The organism is Achromobacter seleniivolatilans, assembly GCF_030864005.1.
GTDB classification, from domain to species: domain Bacteria; phylum Pseudomonadota; class Gammaproteobacteria; order Burkholderiales; family Burkholderiaceae_B; genus Achromobacter; species Achromobacter seleniivolatilans.
In genome coordinates this window covers 960558-980374 of sequence record NZ_CP132976.1, presented here as the reverse complement: position 1 = coordinate 980374, position 19817 = coordinate 960558, and the positions used below count along the sequence as shown (strand labels likewise).

Annotated in this window: 16 protein-coding genes; 7 read left to right on the top strand and 9 right to left on the bottom strand. The window is 60.9% G+C overall.

Annotated features, from left to right (window positions below):
* Positions 1–3: 3 nt before the first annotated feature.
* From RAS12_RS04310 to guaB, 5 genes are all read right to left on the bottom strand, one after another.
* On the bottom strand, positions 4–1380 hold the full coding sequence (locus RAS12_RS04310; protein ID WP_306945468.1) for a restriction endonuclease subunit S: 1377 nt from the start codon (positions 1378–1380) through the stop codon (positions 4–6).
* Positions 1377–2843, bottom strand: coding sequence for a class I SAM-dependent DNA methyltransferase (locus RAS12_RS04305; RefSeq protein WP_306945466.1), 1467 nt, complete (start codon positions 2841–2843; stop codon positions 1377–1379). Before RAS12_RS04305 ends, RAS12_RS04310 begins: the two co-directional genes overlap by 4 nt.
* Positions 2844–6221: a type I restriction-modification system endonuclease gene (gene hsdR, locus RAS12_RS04300; RefSeq protein WP_306945465.1), complete on the bottom strand. Its 3378-nt coding sequence runs from the start codon at positions 6219–6221 to the stop codon at positions 2844–2846.
* Positions 6222–6423: 202 nt separating this feature from the next.
* Positions 6424–8016, bottom strand: a complete 1593-nt coding sequence (guaA, locus tag RAS12_RS04295) for a glutamine-hydrolyzing GMP synthase (RefSeq protein ID WP_306945463.1) — start codon at positions 8014–8016, stop codon at positions 6424–6426.
* Positions 8017–8118: 102 nt separating this feature from the next.
* Entirely contained in the window at positions 8119–9579 is a 1461-nt protein-coding gene (gene guaB / locus RAS12_RS04290; protein ID WP_306945462.1) for an IMP dehydrogenase, read from the bottom strand.
* A gap of 243 nt (positions 9580–9822) precedes the next feature.
* Between guaB and RAS12_RS04285 the strand changes: the two genes are divergently transcribed.
* From RAS12_RS04285 to RAS12_RS04270, 4 genes are all read left to right on the top strand, one after another.
* Positions 9823–10452 (top strand): DUF2239 family protein, encoded by a 630-nt coding sequence (locus RAS12_RS04285; RefSeq protein ID WP_306945460.1) that lies wholly within the window; start codon positions 9823–9825, stop codon positions 10450–10452.
* An 11-nt stretch (positions 10453–10463) separates the two neighbouring features.
* Positions 10464–10970, top strand: a complete 507-nt coding sequence (locus RAS12_RS04280; protein ID WP_306945458.1) for a hypothetical protein — start codon at positions 10464–10466, stop codon at positions 10968–10970.
* A gap of 65 nt (positions 10971–11035) precedes the next feature.
* Positions 11036–12406: an HdeD family acid-resistance protein gene (locus RAS12_RS04275; RefSeq protein ID WP_306945456.1), complete on the top strand. Its 1371-nt coding sequence runs from the start codon at positions 11036–11038 to the stop codon at positions 12404–12406.
* Between the two features lie 111 nt (positions 12407–12517).
* On the top strand, positions 12518–12898 hold the full coding sequence (locus RAS12_RS04270) for a DCC1-like thiol-disulfide oxidoreductase family protein (RefSeq protein WP_306945455.1): 381 nt from the start codon (positions 12518–12520) through the stop codon (positions 12896–12898).
* 32 nt (positions 12899–12930) lie between these two features.
* Here RAS12_RS04270 and RAS12_RS04265 read toward each other — a convergent pair whose 3' ends face one another.
* Positions 12931–13851, bottom strand: coding sequence for a LysR family transcriptional regulator (locus RAS12_RS04265; protein WP_306945454.1), 921 nt, complete (start codon positions 13849–13851; stop codon positions 12931–12933).
* A 154-nt stretch (positions 13852–14005) separates the two neighbouring features.
* Here RAS12_RS04265 and RAS12_RS04260 point away from each other — a divergent pair, with 154 nt between their 5' ends.
* The gene (locus RAS12_RS04260; RefSeq protein WP_306945452.1) at positions 14006–15001 is read left to right on the top strand and encodes a Bug family tripartite tricarboxylate transporter substrate binding protein; all 996 of its coding nucleotides are present in this window, start codon (positions 14006–14008) and stop codon (positions 14999–15001) included.
* 4 nt (positions 15002–15005) lie between these two features.
* Positions 15006–15971 carry a 2-hydroxyacid dehydrogenase gene (locus RAS12_RS04255; RefSeq protein ID WP_306945450.1) on the top strand — a complete coding sequence of 322 codons (966 nt, stop codon included), beginning with the start codon at positions 15006–15008 and terminating at the stop codon, positions 15969–15971.
* A 139-nt stretch (positions 15972–16110) separates the two neighbouring features.
* On the opposite strand, the gene RAS12_RS04250 is transcribed toward RAS12_RS04255, so the two are convergent.
* Complete coding sequence (locus RAS12_RS04250; RefSeq protein ID WP_306945448.1) at positions 16111–16512, bottom strand: hypothetical protein; 402 nt, start codon at positions 16510–16512, stop codon at positions 16111–16113.
* A 233-nt stretch (positions 16513–16745) separates the two neighbouring features.
* Here RAS12_RS04250 and RAS12_RS04245 point away from each other — a divergent pair, with 233 nt between their 5' ends.
* Positions 16746–16976, top strand: coding sequence for a hypothetical protein (locus RAS12_RS04245; protein ID WP_306945447.1), 231 nt, complete (start codon positions 16746–16748; stop codon positions 16974–16976).
* Between the two features lie 43 nt (positions 16977–17019).
* Here RAS12_RS04245 and RAS12_RS04240 read toward each other — a convergent pair whose 3' ends face one another.
* Both RAS12_RS04240 and RAS12_RS04235 read right to left on the bottom strand, forming a co-directional pair.
* Positions 17020–17817: an efflux RND transporter periplasmic adaptor subunit gene (locus RAS12_RS04240; RefSeq protein WP_306945446.1), complete on the bottom strand. Its 798-nt coding sequence runs from the start codon at positions 17815–17817 to the stop codon at positions 17020–17022.
* A gap of 17 nt (positions 17818–17834) precedes the next feature.
* On the bottom strand, positions 17835–19817 hold the full coding sequence (locus tag RAS12_RS04235; RefSeq protein ID WP_306945444.1) for a preprotein translocase subunit SecA: 1983 nt from the start codon (positions 19815–19817) through the stop codon (positions 17835–17837).

Sequence of the window (19817 nt, the reverse complement as noted above, 5' to 3'; positions counted from 1 at the left end):
GAATCAGGCAGCCTTCTTGCGACCGCGCTTGGCCTTTGGCGCGGCTGCGCGTTCTGACCGGATGCGTTCGAGCAAGTCGCTGGCGGGTTCGTCTGTTGGATCTTGCGGGACCAGCTCTCCCCTGAAGGCCTTGGCCAGCAATGATTGATCGAGACGATCGACCAGTTTGCGACTGTTATTAGTATCAATCGAAAGGCGTTCGACCCAGGCAAAAGCAGATTTTATGCGACGAACGATTTCAACTTGCTCGGCCTCAGAGCAGACTGGGATGGGCAAACCTTTGACTTTGGATATGCTCAATGTGTGTAAGCCAGAACTGGAGGATGCAACTGCCTCAATCCCCGTTCTCCCGCCCGGAGACAGCAGCCAGAACAATGCAAACTCGGGTGACACGGCTCCATCTAAGCTAATGCGGATCAAATGATTCTGATGTAAGCAGCCGTGCACTTCATTGTTCCAAATGGCCACCCGGCCTATCTGATCGATGCTGCCATTGCCTTCAACAACGAGAAGATCACCTGTCCGAAGTAAGGTCCGCTGGTACTCGGCCTCCGTGCATCCAATATGTGCTATGTCAACAAGCCTCAATTCATTTGCGTACACATTGGCAACCCGCATATAAGGCACTTGCTTCGGCAGGGATTTCCGAGATGAGTGTTGTGTAAGGCCACCAGTAACCTGGCCCACGGCCCCGATAGATGTCCAGCCCCAACCCGTAGGTAGCTCATCCACATGTAATGCAAGAGGATCTATCTCATCACTAAGCTGAACTCCATCGCCTTTTTCCATCATGCCTCGAGTCAAATCGCCTCGGAAAGCGGCGGCGAGGATGGCCTGTTTGTATTTCTCGACGAGGCGGGGGATGTGATCGAGATGGTCGCGGGCGCGTCTAGATATGCCGGTGAGGCTGTCGAGCTTCGCCACGATCTGTCGCTGTTCGGGGAGAGGCGGAAGAAGAAGCTGAAAAGCGCCAATCTCGTCATAACTAACGCGCGGCCTGTCCCCCCTGTCGAGCATGGCCGTGAAATCGAGAAATTCTCTAGTCATGATCTTACGACGCACGAATTCTGCCTCAACAGCGTCACTAGGTTTCAGTACGAGAATTTCGGCAGACGCCACGCCCGAAAAATCAGGGCGAGCCACCTTGTTGAGATAAGGGCGAAGGCGGCTGTAAAGCACGTCGCCGGCCTCGAAGCAGGCGACGGAGCTTTTGACTTCAGATGCCTTTCCAACCCGCAAAATCGCAGAGGTGTGAGGCTCGATATCTTCAAGGCCGAGGAACGATTTTTCGGGAACGTCGGCAGGATCAACCTTGTCCCCTCGCAAGGTCACAAGCTCACCTAAAGTCGATTCCGCCCATCCCTTTGGCAAATCACTCATTCCGCTGCCTCCGCACTAGCTGCAGCCTGTTCAACGCTATCCGGCTCCAACTCGTCCGACAGCGTTTCAATTTCCTCCAGCGCCGCTTTCAAATGGCCGATAATGGCCGCAGCAATGTCCTCGGGTTCGGTCAGCGTTTCTTCAGTCTCCGCCTCAGTATCGCGAAGCCAGCTTATGTCGAGATTGTCATTGCGGTTGGTAATGGCTGCACGGTCGAACTTGCGCCAGCGACTGTCTTCGCCCTGGTCCTGCCGTGCGGATTTGCCATTGGCATCAGCGCCATAGGCGGCCTCGAAATCAGCGAAGTCGGCAACGGTCAGCGGACGGGTCTTACCAAAGGCTGGCATGTTCGCCCGCATGTCATAGACCCAGACAGCTTTGGTGTTCCCCTTGTCGCTCTTGCCGCGCCGGAAGAACAGCACATTGGTTTTAACACCCTGCGCATAGAAAATGCCGGTTGGCAGACGCAGGATGGTGTGCAGGTCGCACAGGTCCATCAGCCATGTACGTAGGCGGCGACCGGTATTGTCCTCGAACAGCACGTTATCAGGAATGACCACGGCGGCGCGCCCGCCGGTGGCCAGGGCTCGCACGATATGCTCAACGAAGGCAAGCTGCTTGTTCGACGTATCCGCCGTAACCGAGAAATCCGATCGGGTCGGGCGCCCACCGCCCTTCTTGGTGCCGAAGGGCGGATTGGTCAGGATCAGATTGGCCTTGGGCAGCGCCTCGCCATCGGGCGAGAGCGTGTCGATGTTTTTCATCCCGCCTTCGATGCCGTGCAGCAGCAGGTTCATCATGCTCAGGCGATGAGTGTCCGGCACCAGTTCTGCACCATAGAAGGCGTTGTGCCGCTGGAAGAAGGCCTGTTGCTCGGTCAGCGTGTAGAGATCATCTGTGTGATCCTTGATGTAGCGATCGGCAGCGACTAGGAATCCCGCCGTTCCCCCTGCCGGGTCTTGGATCACTTCCCCCGGCTGCGGTTGCATCAGGCGCACGATGCAATCGATCAGCGGACGGGGCGTGAAATATTGCCCAGCGCCGGATTTCTTATCGGCCGCGTTCTTTTCCAACAGGCCTTCATAGAGGTTGCCCAGCCCCTCTTCACGGGCGGAAAACCAGTCGAGCTGATCGATGTTCGACGTCAGCGCCTTAAGGTTGGTTGGCTTGCGCAGGCGAGTCTGGGCGTCGATGAAAATCGCGCTGACCAGCTCATCCTTCGCCTTGCCTAGTTCCAGCAGCATCGCTTTGTAATAATCGAGCTGTTCCATGCCCTCACGCTTGGCGAGCAGGCTCCAGCGCCACCCTTTCGGCAGCCGTTCTTCCTTGCCGGTTTCCTCCAGCATCTTCAGAAACAGCAGATAGGTCAGCTCCGTCACATATTCGTTATAGGTGACGCCATCGTCACGCAGGACGTTGCACAGTCCCCAGAGCTTGGCGACGATATCGGCGGTAGTTTTCATTTATGCTGCCTTCTTCCACAATTCTTCATTAATCCCGGCAAGGATGCTTTCCAGCTCCCCGCCGAACACTTTATTCAGGCGATTGAAGCCACCATCGGCGATAAATGGCTCCTTGTCGATGGCAGTTCGGTCCACCACGATTTCTTTTTCAATCTGTTCGCCAATGCGCTTGAGCCAGCGCTTCTGCGGATCTGTCCATGCGCGGCGCGCCATGATCGCACGCATCGCATCCCGCACGCGGTCTTCATATGGAATCAGGGGGTCACCCAGTGCGGCCTGACGGATGAAGCCGATGACCGAGGCGGCGATTTCCTCATTGCGCGCGTCGGCCCAGGCACGGCGCAGGTTTGCGTCGGAAAAGCCCTTAGAGTCGAGGGCAAGGCGCAATTCCTTCAGATCGGCGCGAGTCAGATCACGAGGGCGCTGCACGACGACTTTCAACGCGGCGATCGTATTGATATTGTCGCGCACAAAGGCAGCGAAGCTATCCAGAAAATCCTCTGGCTTCGCGGCACTCCCATAACCACGCGACACATCCGCTATATGATCCGCGTGCTTGGAAATGGGGAGGTATCGAGAATTCTCTCCATCAGCCCGCCAATCGAGGATCGGGCCAATCGCGGTGCGGTCCTTCAGCCATGCGGCAAGACCCGATGCATCGCCGGAAACAACCCGTCGCAGCATAGCCTCCGGCGTTTCACCCGCTTCAGCCTCAAACTGCTGCCTTGCCTCGTCGGTCAGTTTCTTGATCCGCCGACGCAGCTTCACCGCGAGCTGTTCGCGAATGACCTCCCGCTGCAAATCGTTTTCCGCTTCCGTCATTTCCCGGACAAGCTGGTCGAAGCTGATCGACGGGTTGACGACGACAGGCTTCATTTCAGTCATGTGCTGAAGATGCGGATAGAGATCCACGGCATCGAAAATCAGGAAAACCTCTTTGCCTATTTCCGGACACTGGCGCGTCGCACGGCCGATCATCTGTTCATACAGGATGCGGCTGTTCACCCGGCGCAGGAACACGAGGTTCGTGATCTTCGGCACGTCGATGCCGGTGGTAAGCAGATCGACCGTCACCACAATTTGCGGATTAGCATCATTACGGAACGAGCGAATCAGGTTCTTCACATTGTCCACGCTGCCGGTGATTTTCTTCACAGCGGCGTCATCGATGTCGCCATAGGCTTCAGCGAATGCGGTCTTGATGGCGCTGACCACCATGTCCGCATGGGCATCGGTGGCGGCGAAGATCAGCGTTTTGCCAGGTAGCGCCGGATCAATATGCCGCGCCAGCTCCTCCGCGACCACCCGATTGAACTCCCGTGTAATGACCTGCCGGTTGAATGCCTCGACCTCGAAACGGATTTCGTCTGGGGCGTGCGCCAGATCGACATCGCCAGTCCGCGGGTTGAGCAGTTCAAGCTCCTCGTCCTTCTCGAACTTGATACCGGCACGCGCCAGTGCGGTTTCGATGCGGATCGGCGGCTCATGGTCGATCAGGAACCCATCGACCACTGCTTCGCGGTAGGAATAGGTGAAGACTGGATCGCCGAAAATGTCGGTGGTGTGCAGCGCCGGCGTGGCCGTCAGGCCAACCTTCACCGCATCGAAATAATCCAGCACGCGCCGATACTTGGAGATGTAGTCGTCCTGCCCCCGGAAGCTCAGCTCGGCATCGGACATTTCGCGATCAAGTAGGTAGCCTCGATGGCATTCGTCGATGACCATCAGGTCATATTGGTCGACAGGCGGCACGGACGCGGCATCAGCAGCGAACAGCACACGCTTCACCAGACCCTGAATCGTGCAGATATGGACTTTGGTTTCCACATCGGGTGTGACGTCGCCAAGCCCCTTGAGGCCGAAGATCTCCGCAAATGTCTTGCCGGAGACGACCTTGGTCGTCGAAAACTCTCCCTCAGTCTGATCACCAAGAGCGCTGCGATCGACGACGAAGCAAATGCGCCGGAACCGCTTGGCTGACAGCAAGCGGTACAACATGGCGATGGCGAGCTTAGTCTTTCCAGTGCCCGTCGCCATTGCGACCAGCACGGCGCGTTGCTCGGCAGACAAGGCTGCTTCTACCGAGCGGATCGCGCTTTCCTGATAATGGCGAAGCGGAAATCCGAACTCGAATGGCTGCGCTTGCAGGGCGGCGTCGGCAGCATCCTGATCGACTTCAAGCTGACCTGTCAGGCCTTCAGGTGTCGGCCAGTCGACCAACGCACGGCGATGGTTTGCGGCGCGGCGGGTATCGCGAAACCAGATGCCGCTCTCGGTCTCAATCTGCTTGAGATAGGATCGGCCATTCGCGCTGAACACAAAGGGCACCTTGTGCTCACCCCATGGGCCACCGGCATAACTAAAATCGGCGCTGTCCTTGATACCGGTCGAATAGCGCTCAGCCTGATCGATCGCAGCAGACACGTTCTTCCGCCGCCGCTTTGCCTCAACGACGCCGACCAGGGTGGTGCCGACAAACAGAGCGTAATCAGCGGGACCACTTTCCGTTGGCCATTCCGCGATGGCGAGATTACGGCCTTTGGCTGGGCGAACACCCTTGCTGTACCGAAGGTCGCGGGTATCGACAACCCAGCCGCGGTCGCGCAGTTGCTGATCTATAAGCGCGCGTGTTTCCGCCTCGTCAAGGTCAATCTTTTCCGCAGCCTTTTCACCCCGCTCCACCAACTGAGCAGCCTCAGCGCGAGGAGCGCTTTCCGCCTCGGCTTGGAGTGCGGCGAGCTTACTTGTGATCTCCGCCTTCTCTGCATCAATGTCCTGGGCGATCTTCTCCCAGTCGGCACGCTCCTTGGCCTCGCGCAGGAGTCTTGCCTCTACCGCCTCGCGCGCGTGAGCCTGTTCCTCGGCTTCAAGGCGAGCGCGAGCCGCATCACCCTCAGTTTCAACGACTCTCTGCCTGAGTTTTTTAATTTCTTCGCGCAAGGCAACCGTCGCATCGACGGGTGCCCGCGGCGGCACAAAAGCCCCAGATTGAAAACTGGGAGCGCGGCCATAGGTCCGATGAAACCAGATGCCGAGCGACCAAGCGAACTTCAACGCCGTAAGAGCAGTAGAGTGGTCGCCCGCTGCTTCATGCACGGCGCTGTTTCCGGCCTTTCGCAGTGCATGAAAAATATCCGCGACCTCCTTCGGTATCTGGCGGTCATATGACAGGCGCCGCAGAGTTTCTTCGAAGGTTTCTCGCTCATCACGATAAACGGCGTGATGGGCAGCAACTAACTTTGCCGTCAATTCAGCAAACTGGCGCAACTTGACGATTGCTGTAGAGGGATCGGTAGGGAAATAGCTTTCCGCAAGGCCACCGAGGGTCACTAACTGTGTATTGTGCGGTGCCAAGAAACCGAAGTTCAACGAATCCATCTTCCCCCCAGTCCATTATCAATTGACCATGCACAAGGCTACGGTGTCAGATTTCATTTATCACGCGTGCGAGCGCAGCACATCGGCCACCAAACTAGGCTCGTATAATAGCTCGTCTCTCAAAGCACACAATCGACAGTTATCGCTGCAATGAAAAGAGCGCCGAAGCGCCCTTTTCCTTTACCTCAACTGACCAGCGGCATTATTCCCACTCAATCGTCGCCGGCGGCTTGCTCGACACGTCATAAACCACCCGATTGATCCCGCGAACCTCATTAATAATCCGCGAAGAAACCCGAGCCAACAACGGATGCGGCAGCGGCGCCCAATCCGCAGTCATGAAGTCAAACGTCTGCACCGCACGCAAGGCCACGACATACTCATACGTCCGCCCATCGCCCATCACGCCCACCGACTTCACCGGCAGGAAAACCGCAAACGCTTGCGACGTCAGCTCATACCAAGTCAGGCCGCTAGCCTCATCCTTGGTATTACGCAGTTCTTCAATAAAGATCGCATCCGCGCGGCGCAGCAGTTCGGCATATTCATGCTTCACTTCGCCCAGGATGCGCACGCCCAGACCCGGACCGGGGAACGGGTGACGGTAAACCATCTGCGGCGGCAATCCCAAGGCCACGCCCAGTTCGCGCACTTCGTCCTTGAACAGTTCGCGCAAGGGTTCCAGCAGTTGCAGGTTCAGCGTGTCCGGCAGGCCGCCCACGTTGTGGTGCGACTTGATGGAGGTGGCCTTGCCCGTTTTGGCGCCAGCGGATTCGATGACGTCGGGGTAGATGGTGCCCTGGGCCAGCCACTTGGCGCTTTGCTGCTTGCCGGCTTGTTCCTGGAACACTTCCACGAATTCGCGGCCGATGATCTTGCGCTTGGCTTCCGGGTCGGCGACGCCGGCCAGTTTGCCCATGAATTGCGCGGTGGCGTCGACGTGGACGATTTTCACGCCCATGTTTTCTGCGAAGGTCTGCATGACCTGCTTGCCTTCGTCCAGGCGCAGCAGGCCGTGGTCGACGAAGACGCAGGTGAGCTGGTCGCCGATGGCTTTGTGGATCAGCGCGGCGGCTACCGAGGAGTCAACGCCGCCGGACAGGCCCAGGATGACTTCGTCTGTGCCGACTTGCTCGCGGATGCGGGCGACGGCTTCGGAGACGTAGTCGGGCATGTTCCAGTCGCCCTGGCATTCGCAGATTTCGTTCACAAAGCGGGCCAGCATGGCCTTGCCTTGGACGGTGTGCGTGACTTCGGGGTGGAACTGAACGGCGTAGAAGCGGCGGTCTTCGTCGGCCATGCCGGCGATGGGACACGACGGCGTGGACGCCATCAGCTTGAAGCCCGGGGGCAGCTCGGTGACCTTGTCGCCGTGGCTCATCCAGACCTTCAACATGCCTTGGCCTTCGGGCGTGGTGAAGTCTGCCAGGCCGTCCAGCAGCTTGGTGTGGCCGTGGGCGCGGACTTCGGCGTAGCCGAATTCGCGGTGGTCCGAGAAGCTGACAACGCCGCCCAATTGCTGGGCCATGGACTGCATGCCGTAGCAAATGCCCAAGACAGGCACGCCCAGCTCGAACACGGCGTGCGGCACGCGCATGGAGCCTTCTTCGTAGGCGGATGCGTGGCTGCCGGACAGGATGATGCCCTTCAAGCCTTGCGCCATCTGGTCACGCACGAAGGCGTCGTCGACGTCGCCGGGGTGAACTTCAGAATAGACGCCGGCTTCGCGGACGCGGCGGGCGATCAGTTGGGTGACTTGCGAACCGTAGTCAAGAATCAGGATGCGCTGGTGCATGGAGCTCTACCGGTTGGAAATAAAACCGCACCGGCAGAACCGCTAGATAACTTTGCGATTCTGCCGGTGCGTAATGCATGACATTGTAGTTGACTGTGCGGATCAGTCGGCGCGGTAGTTAGGCGCTTCCTTGGTGATCTGCACGTCGTGTACATGGGACTCGCGCACGCCGGCGGAGGTGATCTCCACGAATTCGGCTTTGGTGCGCATGTCGTCAATGGTGGCGGCGCCGCAATAGCCCATCGAGGCGCGGATGCCACCAACCAGTTGGAAAATAATGGCCAGCACGCTGCCCTTGTAGGGGACGCGGCCTTCGATGCCTTCCGGGACCAGCTTGTCGGCGTTGTTCGACGGGTCTTGGAAGTAACGGTCGGCGGAGCCGTCCGTCATGGCGCCCAAGCTGCCCATGCCGCGGTACGACTTGTACGAACGGCCTTGGAACAAGACGATTTCACCGGGGGCTTCTTCCGTGCCGGCGAACATGCCGCCCATCATGCACGAGAACGCGCCGGCGGCCAGCGCCTTGGCGACGTCGCCCGAGTAGCGGATGCCGCCGTCAGCGATCAGCGGAACGCCCGTGCCTTCCAGCGCCTTGGCGACTTCGGAAATGGCATGGATCTGCGGCACGCCCACACCGGCCACGATACGCGTCGTGCAGATGGAGCCGGGGCCGATACCGACCTTGACGCCGTCAGCGCCGTGCTCGACCAGCGCGCGCGCGGCGGCGGCGGTGGCGATGTTGCCGCCAATGACTTCAACCTTGGGGTAGTTCTGCTTGACCCAGCGCACGCCTTCCAGCACGCCCTTGGAGTGGCCGTGGGCGGTGTCGACGATCAGGACGTCAACGCCAGCGGCAACCAGCTTTTCTACACGTTCTTCGGTGCCTGCACCCACGCCGACTGCTGCGCCAACGCGCAACTGGCCTTGGCCGTCTTTGCTGGCCAGCGGGTGTTCGGTGTTCTTGACGATGTCTTTGACGGTAGCCAAGCCACGCAGCTCAAAGCCGTCGTTCACGATCAGCACGCGTTCCAGACGGTGCTTGTGCATCAAGGCTTGCGCTTCGTCCAGCGTCGCGCCTTCCTTCATGGTGACCAGGCGTTCCTGCGGCGTCATGATGTTGCGCAGGGGCTGATCCAGGTTTTCTTCAAAACGCAGATCGCGGTTGGTCACGATGCCAACCAGCTTGCGGCCTTCAACGACCGGCAGGCCGGAAATGCCGTGCTGGCGCTGCAACGCAATGGCGTCGCGCACTTTCATTTGGGGGGTAACGGTGACCGGATCGATCACGATGCCGAATTCGTGGCGCTTCACGCGAGCCACTTCACGGGCTTGCTGGTCGGCGGTCAAATTCTTGTGAATGATCCCGATGCCGCCCTCTTGCGCCATGGCGATAGCCAGACGCGATTCCGTGACGGTGTCCATTGCGGCGGACACAAGGGGGATATTCAGGCTGATATTGCGGGTCAGGCGCGTGGCCAGGGAGGTGTCGCGCGGCAACACCTCGGAATACGCAGGCACCAACAACACATCGTCGAAGGTGAGCGCTTTTTGTACGAGACGCATGGGTAACTCCGGGCGCAAAGCAAGATTATACGCCGACTGCATGTTTTGACTAGGTGTTGACCCTAGGATTGAACGGATTTTTTGCTGCGCAAGTTGCTGCCCTGAAGCGCTCTCGTCCATTTATATGGCACTTTTTATAGCAGGTGCAAAACAAGCCAGGTCACAATATTTATACCCGGGTATTATTGACATCTATTTTTACCCGGACCATACTTCGCGCTGTTTTTTATTGGGCTTACTGCCATGAGTCTATCGGCCACTAGCAATTCCTACACTGCCTTTGAAGGCCATCGCATCCTTGCTGCCGGACCCTTGGCCGACGTCGCGTTGGCCGTCAAGCGCGCCTTGAACGTACGTGGCGGCGACACGCTGCTGGTGTTCCAGGACCGCACCGGGCAACAGACCGACCTGGACTTGCGCGGGAGTGACGCGCAGATCATCGAACGGCATACTGCCCCCCCCGCCAACGAGCCCGAGCGCGAACCGGACGCCGCAGATGCCGCCGCGGCGCAGCCGCGCGGACGCGGGCGGCCCAAGCTGGGCGTGGTGCCGCGTGAAGTCACCTTGCTGCCTCGCCATTGGGAATGGCTGGCCGCGCAACCGGGCGGCGCCTCGGTGGCGCTGCGCAAGCTGGTCGAACAAGCCCGCCGCGACAACGAAGCGCAAGATCAACAGCGCCAACGTCAAGAAGCCGCTTACCGTTTCATGTCCAGCATGGCCGGAAACCTGCCGGGGTTTGAAGAGGCGACGCGGGCGCTGTATGCGGGGGGACGCGAGCATTTTGCGCAGCAGGTCAATCAATGGCCGCAAGACGTGCGCGATTATGCGATGAACCTGGCCTGGCCCGAACCCGGCACGTCTAACGAAGACTGAGCGCTGTAGCAATGAAAGTCAGAACCTTTGTTCTCGTCGCGCTGGTTGGCGTGTCCGCCGCCGTGTGGGGCTGGCGGACGCTGCATCGGCCAGGCAAGTCGGATATTCCCAAGCTTGAAGCCCTGCTTGCGTATGCGCAAGAGCGCCGCATCTCGGCGTACATGTCGACGGATTTGCACCAAAGCCTGAGCATGACGGACCGGCGCTATTGCGAAGTTGATGGGAAAGTTTGCGAACCGCTAGGCGCCATGGTTTTTGAGGTCTTTGACCCGCAAAGCCAGGCCGTACACGCCGGTCTGAAGCAACGCATTCAGGAACTGGGGCTGGCCGTGAATTCCTTCGGCATACGGTTCGAGCCGGACGGCGCGATTGGCCACGCTCAGCTGGTTGTTTCCGATCAATACCTGACGTGGTTTGTGTATTCGCCCGGCAAACCTTGGGTGTCGTCGCACCCCCAGTTGGCCGTGACGCATTTGGATGGCCCCTGGTATCTGGAAGAGGATACGGACTGGAATTAATGTAATGTAGCCCCCAAAGCAGGCTCCAATGCAGCTCCCACACTCCTTTGCCCGGGACGGTCGGCATGCCACAACTTGTACTGCTGTTGTTGGGAGTACCTTACCTGCGCAAGCGCGCACGCGCCTTGTCCGCAGTTGGGATCTTTTTTCTGGCTGCTGGCGTCTTCGTGTTCATCGATGCGCTGGATAACGCCCTCTACTTTCCCCTGAACGCATTTGCCGTCCTTTTCATTATTGAAGGACTGGGCACCCTGCTGATCGCATCCACCGGCGTGGGCGGCCAACGTGTTTTGCGCTACGCCAAGGGGTTATTCGTGTTGTTGGCGGGAGGCCTGATCCTGGCCGGCCAGCATCATGGGCACTTCGTGTTGTCGATGATCTTTGGCGCGTTGTTCCTGATGGACGGCGTGCTGCAATGCCTGGCCGGTTACGTGGTGCGCTACGACCGCTGGCGCTTTGCGTTCGGGATAGGCGTGGCCGAAATCGCTCTGGCCATTTTCTTCTTTCAGCCCTACCCCACGCATTACGTGGGCACCGTGCCCTATTGCCTGGGCCTGTTCCTGGCCATCGCGGGCCTGAAGCTGCTGTGGTTGGCGCGACGGGTCAAGCGGCTGGCGTCCAATCCCGCATTCACGGACGGCCAGTCTGCCGCATTCATGCCGGCAGCGCCCGCCCCGGCCGCCCCGGTTTGGGATGGTCCCCCGGCAGACGCAGAACATGCGCTGACCGTGCACGTCTGGACGCCCTCTGGTTCCGCCAAGGCCCAAACGCGCAACTACCCCGTGATTGACCGCTACATCGCCGCGGTGGACGTCAATGGCGTCATTTCCACCGGCCACGCGGCGCTGGAATCGCCCGAAGGCATTTACATCAGCCTGTATCCCAAAGACGAGATCGACCGGTCCCCGGACGCCTTTGCAACCCTGCTGCGCGCCACAGCGGACAACGACATCCCAGGCGTGTATCAACCGGACTACGCCACGGAATCGCAAGCCTGGTGCCCATCGACCATGCGGGTCCGCATCCGGAACTACGACGCGGAAAAGCTGGCGGCGTTCTGGAGTGTCTACCGGCGCAACAGCACCTACAACCTGACGCATCGCAACTGCTCAAGCACGGTCGCTCAGGCGCTGGACGCTGCGTTAGACGGCGTGGTCGGCCGATTGCACGGCAACAAGGCGGGCTGGCGCGTCATGATCCGCCTGTTGTTCACGCCTGAACTCTGGGTGGCGTCGCAAGTTCGCAGGCGCGCGATCACCATGGCCTGGACGCCCGGCCTGACGCTGGACTACGCCCGCGCCATGAGCATGCTGGCCGACCCGCGCCCCTTTGGCTGGTGGAAGATGTCGCAGAACGCGTTGCGCCGGATCGCGCTGTTGCGCAGCCGCTGGCGCGAGCAGGACAAGGACGCATCGTTGCGCGGCCCCCGCGCCTGATACAGGGCCAGGGCAGTTGCGCGGCCAAGCACGCAGACCCGCATTGCGCTTTAATGGTCTGTAGCGGTTCCATTCCGGCCCGTTCCGAAGTCCAACCGAAAACGGTGCATCATGGCCATCGCAAAGAACTATCTGCTGTACGACGGAGACTGCCCCTTCTGCTCGAACTACGTGCAGATGCTGCAACTGCAAAAAGCCGTCGGCCCTATCGACCTGCTGAATATGCGCGACCACCCCGATCTGGCCGTGGCATACAAGGCGCAAGGTTATGACCTGAACCAGGGCATGCTGCTGCATCTGGACGGTCAGGATTACTGGGGCGCCGATTGCATCAACCGGCTGGCGCTGATCAGTACAGGTAATGACCTGTTCAATAGCGTCAACGCGGCCATCTTTCGCAACCGCTGTCTGTCCACTGCGCTGTATCCCTTCATGCGTACCGGCAGAAGTTTGGCCCTGACCTTGCTGGGCAAGAAGAAAATGCAGGTCTAGGGCAACGCTCTACACGGGGCGATCACGCCGCATCAGCCTAGCGCTGGCCGCGGCGGCAAGCCGTGATCAGATGCCCCGCCCTCTACCGCCACGCGCTGCAAGAACGCGTCCAGCGCCGGGTTGTCGTGGTGGGTGTGCCACGCCAAATACATGTCGGCGTAGAGATCGCGCTGCCCAATCGGGCGGAACTCCACGCCTTCAAATCTGAGTTCACGCGCCGAATCCGGCACGATGCCTACACCCAGCCCCGCGCGCACCAGCGCAAGCAGGGTGTGCGTTTGCCCGGCGCGCTGCACGTAGTCGGGCTGCACGTCGGCCAGCCCAAACGCCCCCACGATACGGTCATAGAAGTATTTGCCTTCACGCGGCGAATACAGCACGAAAGGTTGACCCTGCAACAGCCGCAGCGGCACGGTGGCGTGTTCGCACAGTGAAGAATGGGCGGGCAAGGCCAGCACCAGGGGCTCGCGTTCGATCAGCCGCGCCTCGATACCGGTTTGATGCGGAATGCTGCGGGCCAAGATCGCGTCGACTTCGCGTGCCAGCAGCAAGCGTTCCAGGTCGGTGCTGACGGTTTCGCGCAACTGGATTTCCACGCCCGCCAGCAGTTTGCGCGCCCGCATGATCATCGACGGCATCAAGCGATAAGCGGCCACCGCAGTGAACCCCAACGTGATGTGGCCTGCCTCTCCGCCCGAGGTGCGCCGCGCCGTTGCAGCCGCCCGCGCCGAATACTCCAACAGGTGCCGCGCATCACGCAGAAAGTGCCGCCCAGCCGCACTCAGCAGCACCTGGCGGCTGTTGCGCTCAAACAAGGTCACACCTAAATCCTGCTCCAGCAACTGAATTTGTCGCGACAGCGGCGGCTGCGTCATGCACAGCCGTTCGGCGGCCCGGCCAAAGTGCAATTCCTCGGCAACGGCAATGAAACACTCAAGCTGGCGAAATTCCATCGATTCAATCCTTGAATTGATCAATGCTATTTATAGCTCGAACGGCTATCCATCGATACCCGTTTCTATACTCAGCCGTAGCAATAAAGGAGCCCCCCGCAGCAATGATTTTTCCGCGGCGCATGCCGCAACACCACCAAAAAAGAGAAAAGACATGGAGACAAAAAATATCGCACGGCAACGCGTCCGGCTTATCGCCGCGGCGCTGGCGTTGACCGCCACCGCCGCATTGCCATGGAGCGCACAGGCCGCCGGGTACCCTGAGCGGCCAATCAACCTGATCGTCCCGTTCTCGCCAGGCGGCGGCACCGATATTTCGGCGCGTCTGCTGGCAGCTGCGCTGGGCGAGAAGCTGGCGTCGTCCGTGGTGGTGGACAACCGCCCGGGTGCGGGCGGCCAAATCGCCGCCGATCTTGTGGCGCGCGCACCTGCCGATGGCTACACCCTGCTGTTTGCCAATTCGGGCATGTTGGCCATCAACCCGTGGATCTACAAGCTGCATTCCGACCCCGCCACGGCGTTTGCGCCGGTATCGCTGTTTTCGGACCTGCCCTTTGTGTTGGTCGTGCCGACCAATTTGCCCGCCAAGAATGTGGCAGAACTGGTGAAGCTGGCACGCGCCGAACCCGGTAAACATACTTTCGCCAGCTCCGGCACGGGCGGCGCTCCGCACCTGTCGGCCGAGATCTTCCAGCAGGCGACCGGCGTGGACTTGATGCACGTGCCCTACAAAGGCGGCGGCCCAGCCATGACGGACCTGATGGCTGGCCGCGTGGACATGCTGTTTGCATCGGTGTTGGAAACCATGCCCTACGTCAATGGCGGCAAGCTGCGCGCCCTGGCGGTGACGGGTGCAACCCGGTCGCCGGCGATGCCGGAGGTGCCCACCATTGACGAGTCCGGCGTAACCAACGCGCAATCCGGCTCGTGGACTGCCGTGCTGGCGCCTGCCGGCACACCGCCCGCCGTCATCGACAAGCTGTCGCAAGCCATCCGCGAGGTCGCGAACGACCCCGCAATGAAAACCAAGCTGGAATCCCAAGGCGCAGTCGCGCACGGTTCCACGCCGCAGCAATTGCAGGAACTGGCTGCCAGCGAACGCGCGCGCTATGGCCAGATCATCAAAACGCGCAACATCCAGACCAACTGACTCCATGACCGAATCCCTTTCTACTTCCACCGCCAGCCTATTGATGGTTGGTCCGCTGCTGCCTGACCTGGTGGCGGACCTGGAGTCCCGCTATCGCGTCCATCGCTTGTGGGAAGCCGCTGATCCCGCCGCGCTGCTGCGCGAGCATGGGCCGGCCATACGCGGCATTGCCACCAGCGGCCGCTTTGGCGCCACGCGGGAATTGATCTCGGCGTTGCCCGCACTGGAAGGTATCTTCAGCTTTGGCGTGGGTTACGACACCATCGACCTGAACGCCGCCCAAGAACACAGAGTCGTCGTCACCAACACGCCCGGCGTGCTGGACGCTTGCGTGGCCGATACCGCCCTTGCCCTGATGCTGGCCGCCCCCCGCCGCATCGCGGAAGCGGACCGTTTTGTGCGCGCTGGCCGGTGGCCCCAGGAAGGCTTTGGCCTGGGCACGCGCATGAGCGGCAAGCGCTGCGGCATTGTCGGGCTGGGCAATATCGGTTTGCAGATTGCCCGCCGCGCCGCCGCGTTCGATATGGACATCCTTTACACCAACCGGAAACCCCGCGCGGATGCGCCCGCGGCGTACCGGTATTGCCCCGACATCGTGACGCTGGCGCAAGAGTGCGACTTCCTGGTGTTGGCCGTGCCGGGCGGCAACGCCACCCGGCATATGGTGAATGCCGCTGTGCTGGATGCGCTGGGTCCGCAAGGCTGGCTGATCAACATTGCGCGCGGCACCGTAGTCGACGAAGCCGCGCTGGTCAGCGCCTTACAGGAAAAGCGCATCGCAGGCGCTGGGCTGGACGTGTTTGAACACGAACCGGCCACGCCTGCCGCGCTGCACTCGATGGACAATGTGGTGCTGCTGCCGCACATCGCCAGCGGCACGCATGAGACGCGCCGCGCCATGGCGGATTTGATGGTGGCGAACCTGGACGGCTGGTTCCGGGATGAAAAGGTGCTGACCCGGGTGGTGTAAGGCTGGGCGGTACTGGCGCGAAAAATGGGGGCTGGCGACAGCCCCCTTGGCTTATTGGCGGAATTTCCTGGCTGAATTCAGCCGGCGAGATTCGCGAATTTTCCCGCCTGAACTCAGTCAGTAGACCCAATGGCCCGAATTACTCACTGACCCAGCTCAGATCCGGCGACGGCACGCCCTCTTGCTGGAAATACAGGATCGCCGCAACAGCCAGTTCGCGGCTGACACACTGGTATTCCTGATAGCTGCCCGACTGCCCGCCCACGACCAGTTCCTGATCGTGATCTTCGGATCTGGAAGGGTCGATCAGCGTGAATATTTTTGCGTCGTCATCCAGGGTGATGGACACCACGTAGGCGGTACCTCCGCCCCCCACCGCCATGACGGTTTCGTCTTCGGTCACAAACGCAATGGAGCTGAACCTGACGCCGTCCATCCGATCCAGCGCGGCCAGCAGGTCGGCCTCGGACGGATTGGCGCCTTCCCGGACCGCTACTTGCTCGTCCTGGCGTCGTTCTTCAATGATTTTTCTTATTTTCACGGTAGGTACCAGAATCCCTCTGAATCAGAATGGGGCTAGCAGCAAACGCGGGCGCCGGAACCGGTGCTGCGCCATAGAGAAACCGCCAGCAACGTCCGCCAGTCTACCGGCTTGGCGCCAACACTGCCGCAGACCGGGCGACGGCCTGTTGCAATTGACCGCTGGAATCCGGGGCGCTGTGGGCGTAACTTGAAAAAACGGCATATGCCGCGGCACCTGAATAGGTACGCACCATGACGTCACACAAGCCCCATCCCGCCCAGGCGCACGGCGCGCCCGGAGCAGATAAGCCAGCCGTTGGCGCCCCCGACACTCCGGCAATTGCGCAAGCTGGCAAGGACCGCGCCAAGTCAGACCATCAGCATGAGGACGCCAGGCGCCGCGCGCTGGCCAGCGCCCAGCACAAGGAAAGCCCGCGCACAATGGCTGCGCCCAAATATCACGGCGGGCATCGCGGGGGTTAGGCTGCGCCCCCGGGAATACGGCGCGGCGGACACAGGTCCGTGATCAGAATCGCACCGAGCACCGGATGCCCGACGGGATTGTGTTGCCGTCGTTCGGCACGCGCAGCAAAACGGTGAAGGTTCCGCTTGCGGCATCCATTACCCGGTCGATTCGCCACACTTTCGCTTTCAGCGGTTTGTCGCTGATTGCCGTGTTGACCATGACCTGCGCATCAGTGTCGGACTTGATCTGGCCGTACAAGCCTTCGGGCACCACCACCTTGACCAGCAAGGGGTTGATCTGCGCCAGCTTGACGATCTTGTTGTCGTTGACCCGGTCGCCGGGGCCTGCATAACGTTCAGCGACCACACCGTCAAACGGACTCTTGATGCTGCGCTCGGCCAAAATTGCTTGTTGCAGCGCAACCTGCAACTGCGCCTGACGGCTGCGTGACGTCATTTCGTCGTAATCACCAGCGGGCAACAGCTGCCGTTTGAAGAGGTCGGCATTGCGCTCAACCACGCGGCTCAGATAGGACGCTTCGGCACGGCGCAAGCCCAACGTGGCTTCATCGACGCTGGTGTTCAGTTCAGCCACGACCTGCCCTTTCTTGACCACGTCGCCGCGCTGCACCAGCACATTGCTCAACACGCCAGCCGATGCACTGCCCAATTCCGACACCTGAAAAGGTTCGATCAGGCAGGCCATGGGCGCGTTCAGGTTGTCTGCGGGCACGGCCAGAGCCGGTTCGGACAGCACCGGCAGGCGAGCGTCGGGCGGCAGGCCCTGGGCCAGTGCGGCGGCGCTGGCAAAGAGGCCGCCGAGCAGAACCGGACAAAACAAGTTAAGGCTACGCATCATGGAATCGGGTCTTTGAGTCAGTCGCCCTGGCCCGAAAAGGACAGGGAGTTTTCCAGTTCTTCATCCGCGGCAACCATCTGCCGGCGCTCGCGGGCCAGTTTACGTTCGGTGCGGGCCTGCGCAAAGCGCAACCAGCGGGCGGCCAGCCAGCGCCAGCCCTTGGCCTGAGGGGATCGCAGGGTCTGCATGGGTAGCGCCCAGCCGCTGCCGGTCACACTATCCAGCACCGCGTCTTCCAGCGACAGAATGGCTTCCACATGGCCCGGGTCGCCCTGGCGTCCGCAACGGCCTTCCAATTGCCGGTCGATGCGGGCCGACTCGTGCCGTTCGGTCAGAATGACATGCAGGCCGCCAGCGGCGCGCGCGGCGTCCGACAGCGGAATGTCGGTGCCGCGGCCCGCCATATTGGTCGCGATCATAATGCTGCCCATCTCGCCGGCGCGCGCAATCATGTCGGCTTCACCCGCGTCCTGTTTCGCATTCAAGACCACGGCGGGCAAGCCCGCTTCCGCCAGCACGTCCGCCACCTGTTCCGATGCCGCGACGGAACGCGTACCGATCAGAATGGGCACGCCTTGTTGATGCAGGATCTGCGTGCGGGCGCGCACCGCTGCCCACTTGTCGGCCAGGTTGCGATGCACGGCGTCTGGCGCATGACGGCGCCGGGATTTTCGGTGCGTGGGGATGCGTACCACCGGCAAGTCATAGACCCGGCCAAGTTCGCCGCGAATTTCGGCCGCCGTGCCGGTCATGCCGGACAGCAGCAAATAGTGCTTGAAAAATCGTTGATAGCTGATGCTTTTGAGCGTGGCGCGCGGCTCGCTCAAGTCCAGCCCTTCTTTGTGTTCCAGCATCTGGTGCAGCCCCTGCCCCCAGGACCTGTCCGGCATCACGCGGCCGGTGAACTCATCCACGACCATGATCTTCTCGTCGCGAATGATGTATTGCTCGTCGAGCTTATACAGATGCAGCACCGTCAACGCACTCAAGACCAGTTCTTCACGCCGGAACGGAATGCTCCATGGCGCGGGCAGCGCCGCGCATTGAGCCCGCAGATGCTCCCGGCCCGACTCGTTCAGGGTCACGCGGCGCTCGCCCAGCAACAGACGATAGTGTTCCGGCTGCATGCCGCCAGCCAGTTCCATGGCCTGGCGCGTCACCGCGCTGGTGTCGTCTTCCTGCACGCCTGAAATGATGAGCGGGGTGCGCGCCTCGTCCACCAGCACGCTGTCCGCCTCATCCACAATGGCGAAACACAGGCCGCGCAGGTACAACTGGCCCAGCGTGCCCTGCTCGCCCCGCAGCCGTTCCAAACGCAGCGCGTCTTCATCCTTGCTGCCGTCCAGCACGATCAGGTCGCGCAGATAATCGAAGACCAGGGTTTTGTTAGAGCAATAGACCACATCCGCCTGATACGCTTTGCGGCGTGTCGGGATGTCCATTTCCATGCTGACCCACGCCACGCTCAGACCCAGCGCCTCGTAGATGGGACTCATGATCTGCGCATCGCGCTCGACCAGATAATCATTCGTTGTAATCACGTGCACGGGCAGGCCCGCCATGGCGACCGTGGCGGCGGGCAAGGTGGCCGTCAGCGTCTTGCCCTCGCCCGTGTGCATTTCGGCCACCATGCCTTGCAGCATGGCCCAGCCGCCCAGCAGTTGCACATCGAAATGCGCCTTGCCCAAGGCCAGGCGTCCCGCCTGCCGGATCAATGCGAAAGCGCGAGCCGCGCTTGCCTGCGTGATGCCGTTGCAGCGCAGGTCAAACGCGACCTCGTCAGCGCGGCTGCGCACACCGGCCAGATCGATGTCGCCCAACGCCTGCGTCTCCCGGTGCACACGAGACAGGATGCGGCGGGTGCGCCACAGCGGTTCGCGGCGCTTTCGTCCCAGCCAGCGCAACGCCGCCGTGCCCCAGGCTTCCAGCTTGTTGGCGTGGCGTTCGCTTTCCTTTTCGGGATACAGCGGATCGGGGCGCAGGGCGGAAAAGGCGTGCAT

Coding starts and splice junctions, on each gene's coding strand:
- RAS12_RS04265 (WP_306945454.1), bottom strand. CDS start 13,851: ATGGAATTTCGCCAGCTTGAGTGTTTCATTGCCGTTGCCGAGGAATTG.
- guaA (WP_306945463.1), bottom strand. CDS start 8,016: ATGCACCAGCGCATCCTGATTCTTGACTACGGTTCGCAAGTCACCCAA.
- RAS12_RS04275 (WP_306945456.1), top strand. CDS start 11,036: ATGCCACAACTTGTACTGCTGTTGTTGGGAGTACCTTACCTGCGCAAG.
- RAS12_RS04260 (WP_306945452.1), top strand. CDS start 14,006: ATGGAGACAAAAAATATCGCACGGCAACGCGTCCGGCTTATCGCCGCG.
- RAS12_RS04255 (WP_306945450.1), top strand. CDS start 15,006: ATGACCGAATCCCTTTCTACTTCCACCGCCAGCCTATTGATGGTTGGT.
- RAS12_RS04235 (WP_306945444.1), bottom strand. CDS start 19,817: ATGCACGCCTTTTCCGCCCTGCGCCCCGATCCGCTGTATCCCGAAAAG.
- RAS12_RS04240 (WP_306945446.1), bottom strand. CDS start 17,817: ATGATGCGTAGCCTTAACTTGTTTTGTCCGGTTCTGCTCGGCGGCCTC.
- RAS12_RS04280 (WP_306945458.1), top strand. CDS start 10,464: ATGAAAGTCAGAACCTTTGTTCTCGTCGCGCTGGTTGGCGTGTCCGCC.
- RAS12_RS04245 (WP_306945447.1), top strand. CDS start 16,746: ATGACGTCACACAAGCCCCATCCCGCCCAGGCGCACGGCGCGCCCGGA.
- RAS12_RS04310 (WP_306945468.1), bottom strand. CDS start 1,380: ATGAGTGATTTGCCAAAGGGATGGGCGGAATCGACTTTAGGTGAGCTT.
- RAS12_RS04270 (WP_306945455.1), top strand. CDS start 12,518: ATGGCCATCGCAAAGAACTATCTGCTGTACGACGGAGACTGCCCCTTC.
- RAS12_RS04305 (WP_306945466.1), bottom strand. CDS start 2,843: ATGAAAACTACCGCCGATATCGTCGCCAAGCTCTGGGGACTGTGCAAC.
- RAS12_RS04285 (WP_306945460.1), top strand. CDS start 9,823: ATGAGTCTATCGGCCACTAGCAATTCCTACACTGCCTTTGAAGGCCAT.
- guaB (WP_306945462.1), bottom strand. CDS start 9,579: ATGCGTCTCGTACAAAAAGCGCTCACCTTCGACGATGTGTTGTTGGTG.
- hsdR (WP_306945465.1), bottom strand. CDS start 6,221: ATGGATTCGTTGAACTTCGGTTTCTTGGCACCGCACAATACACAGTTA.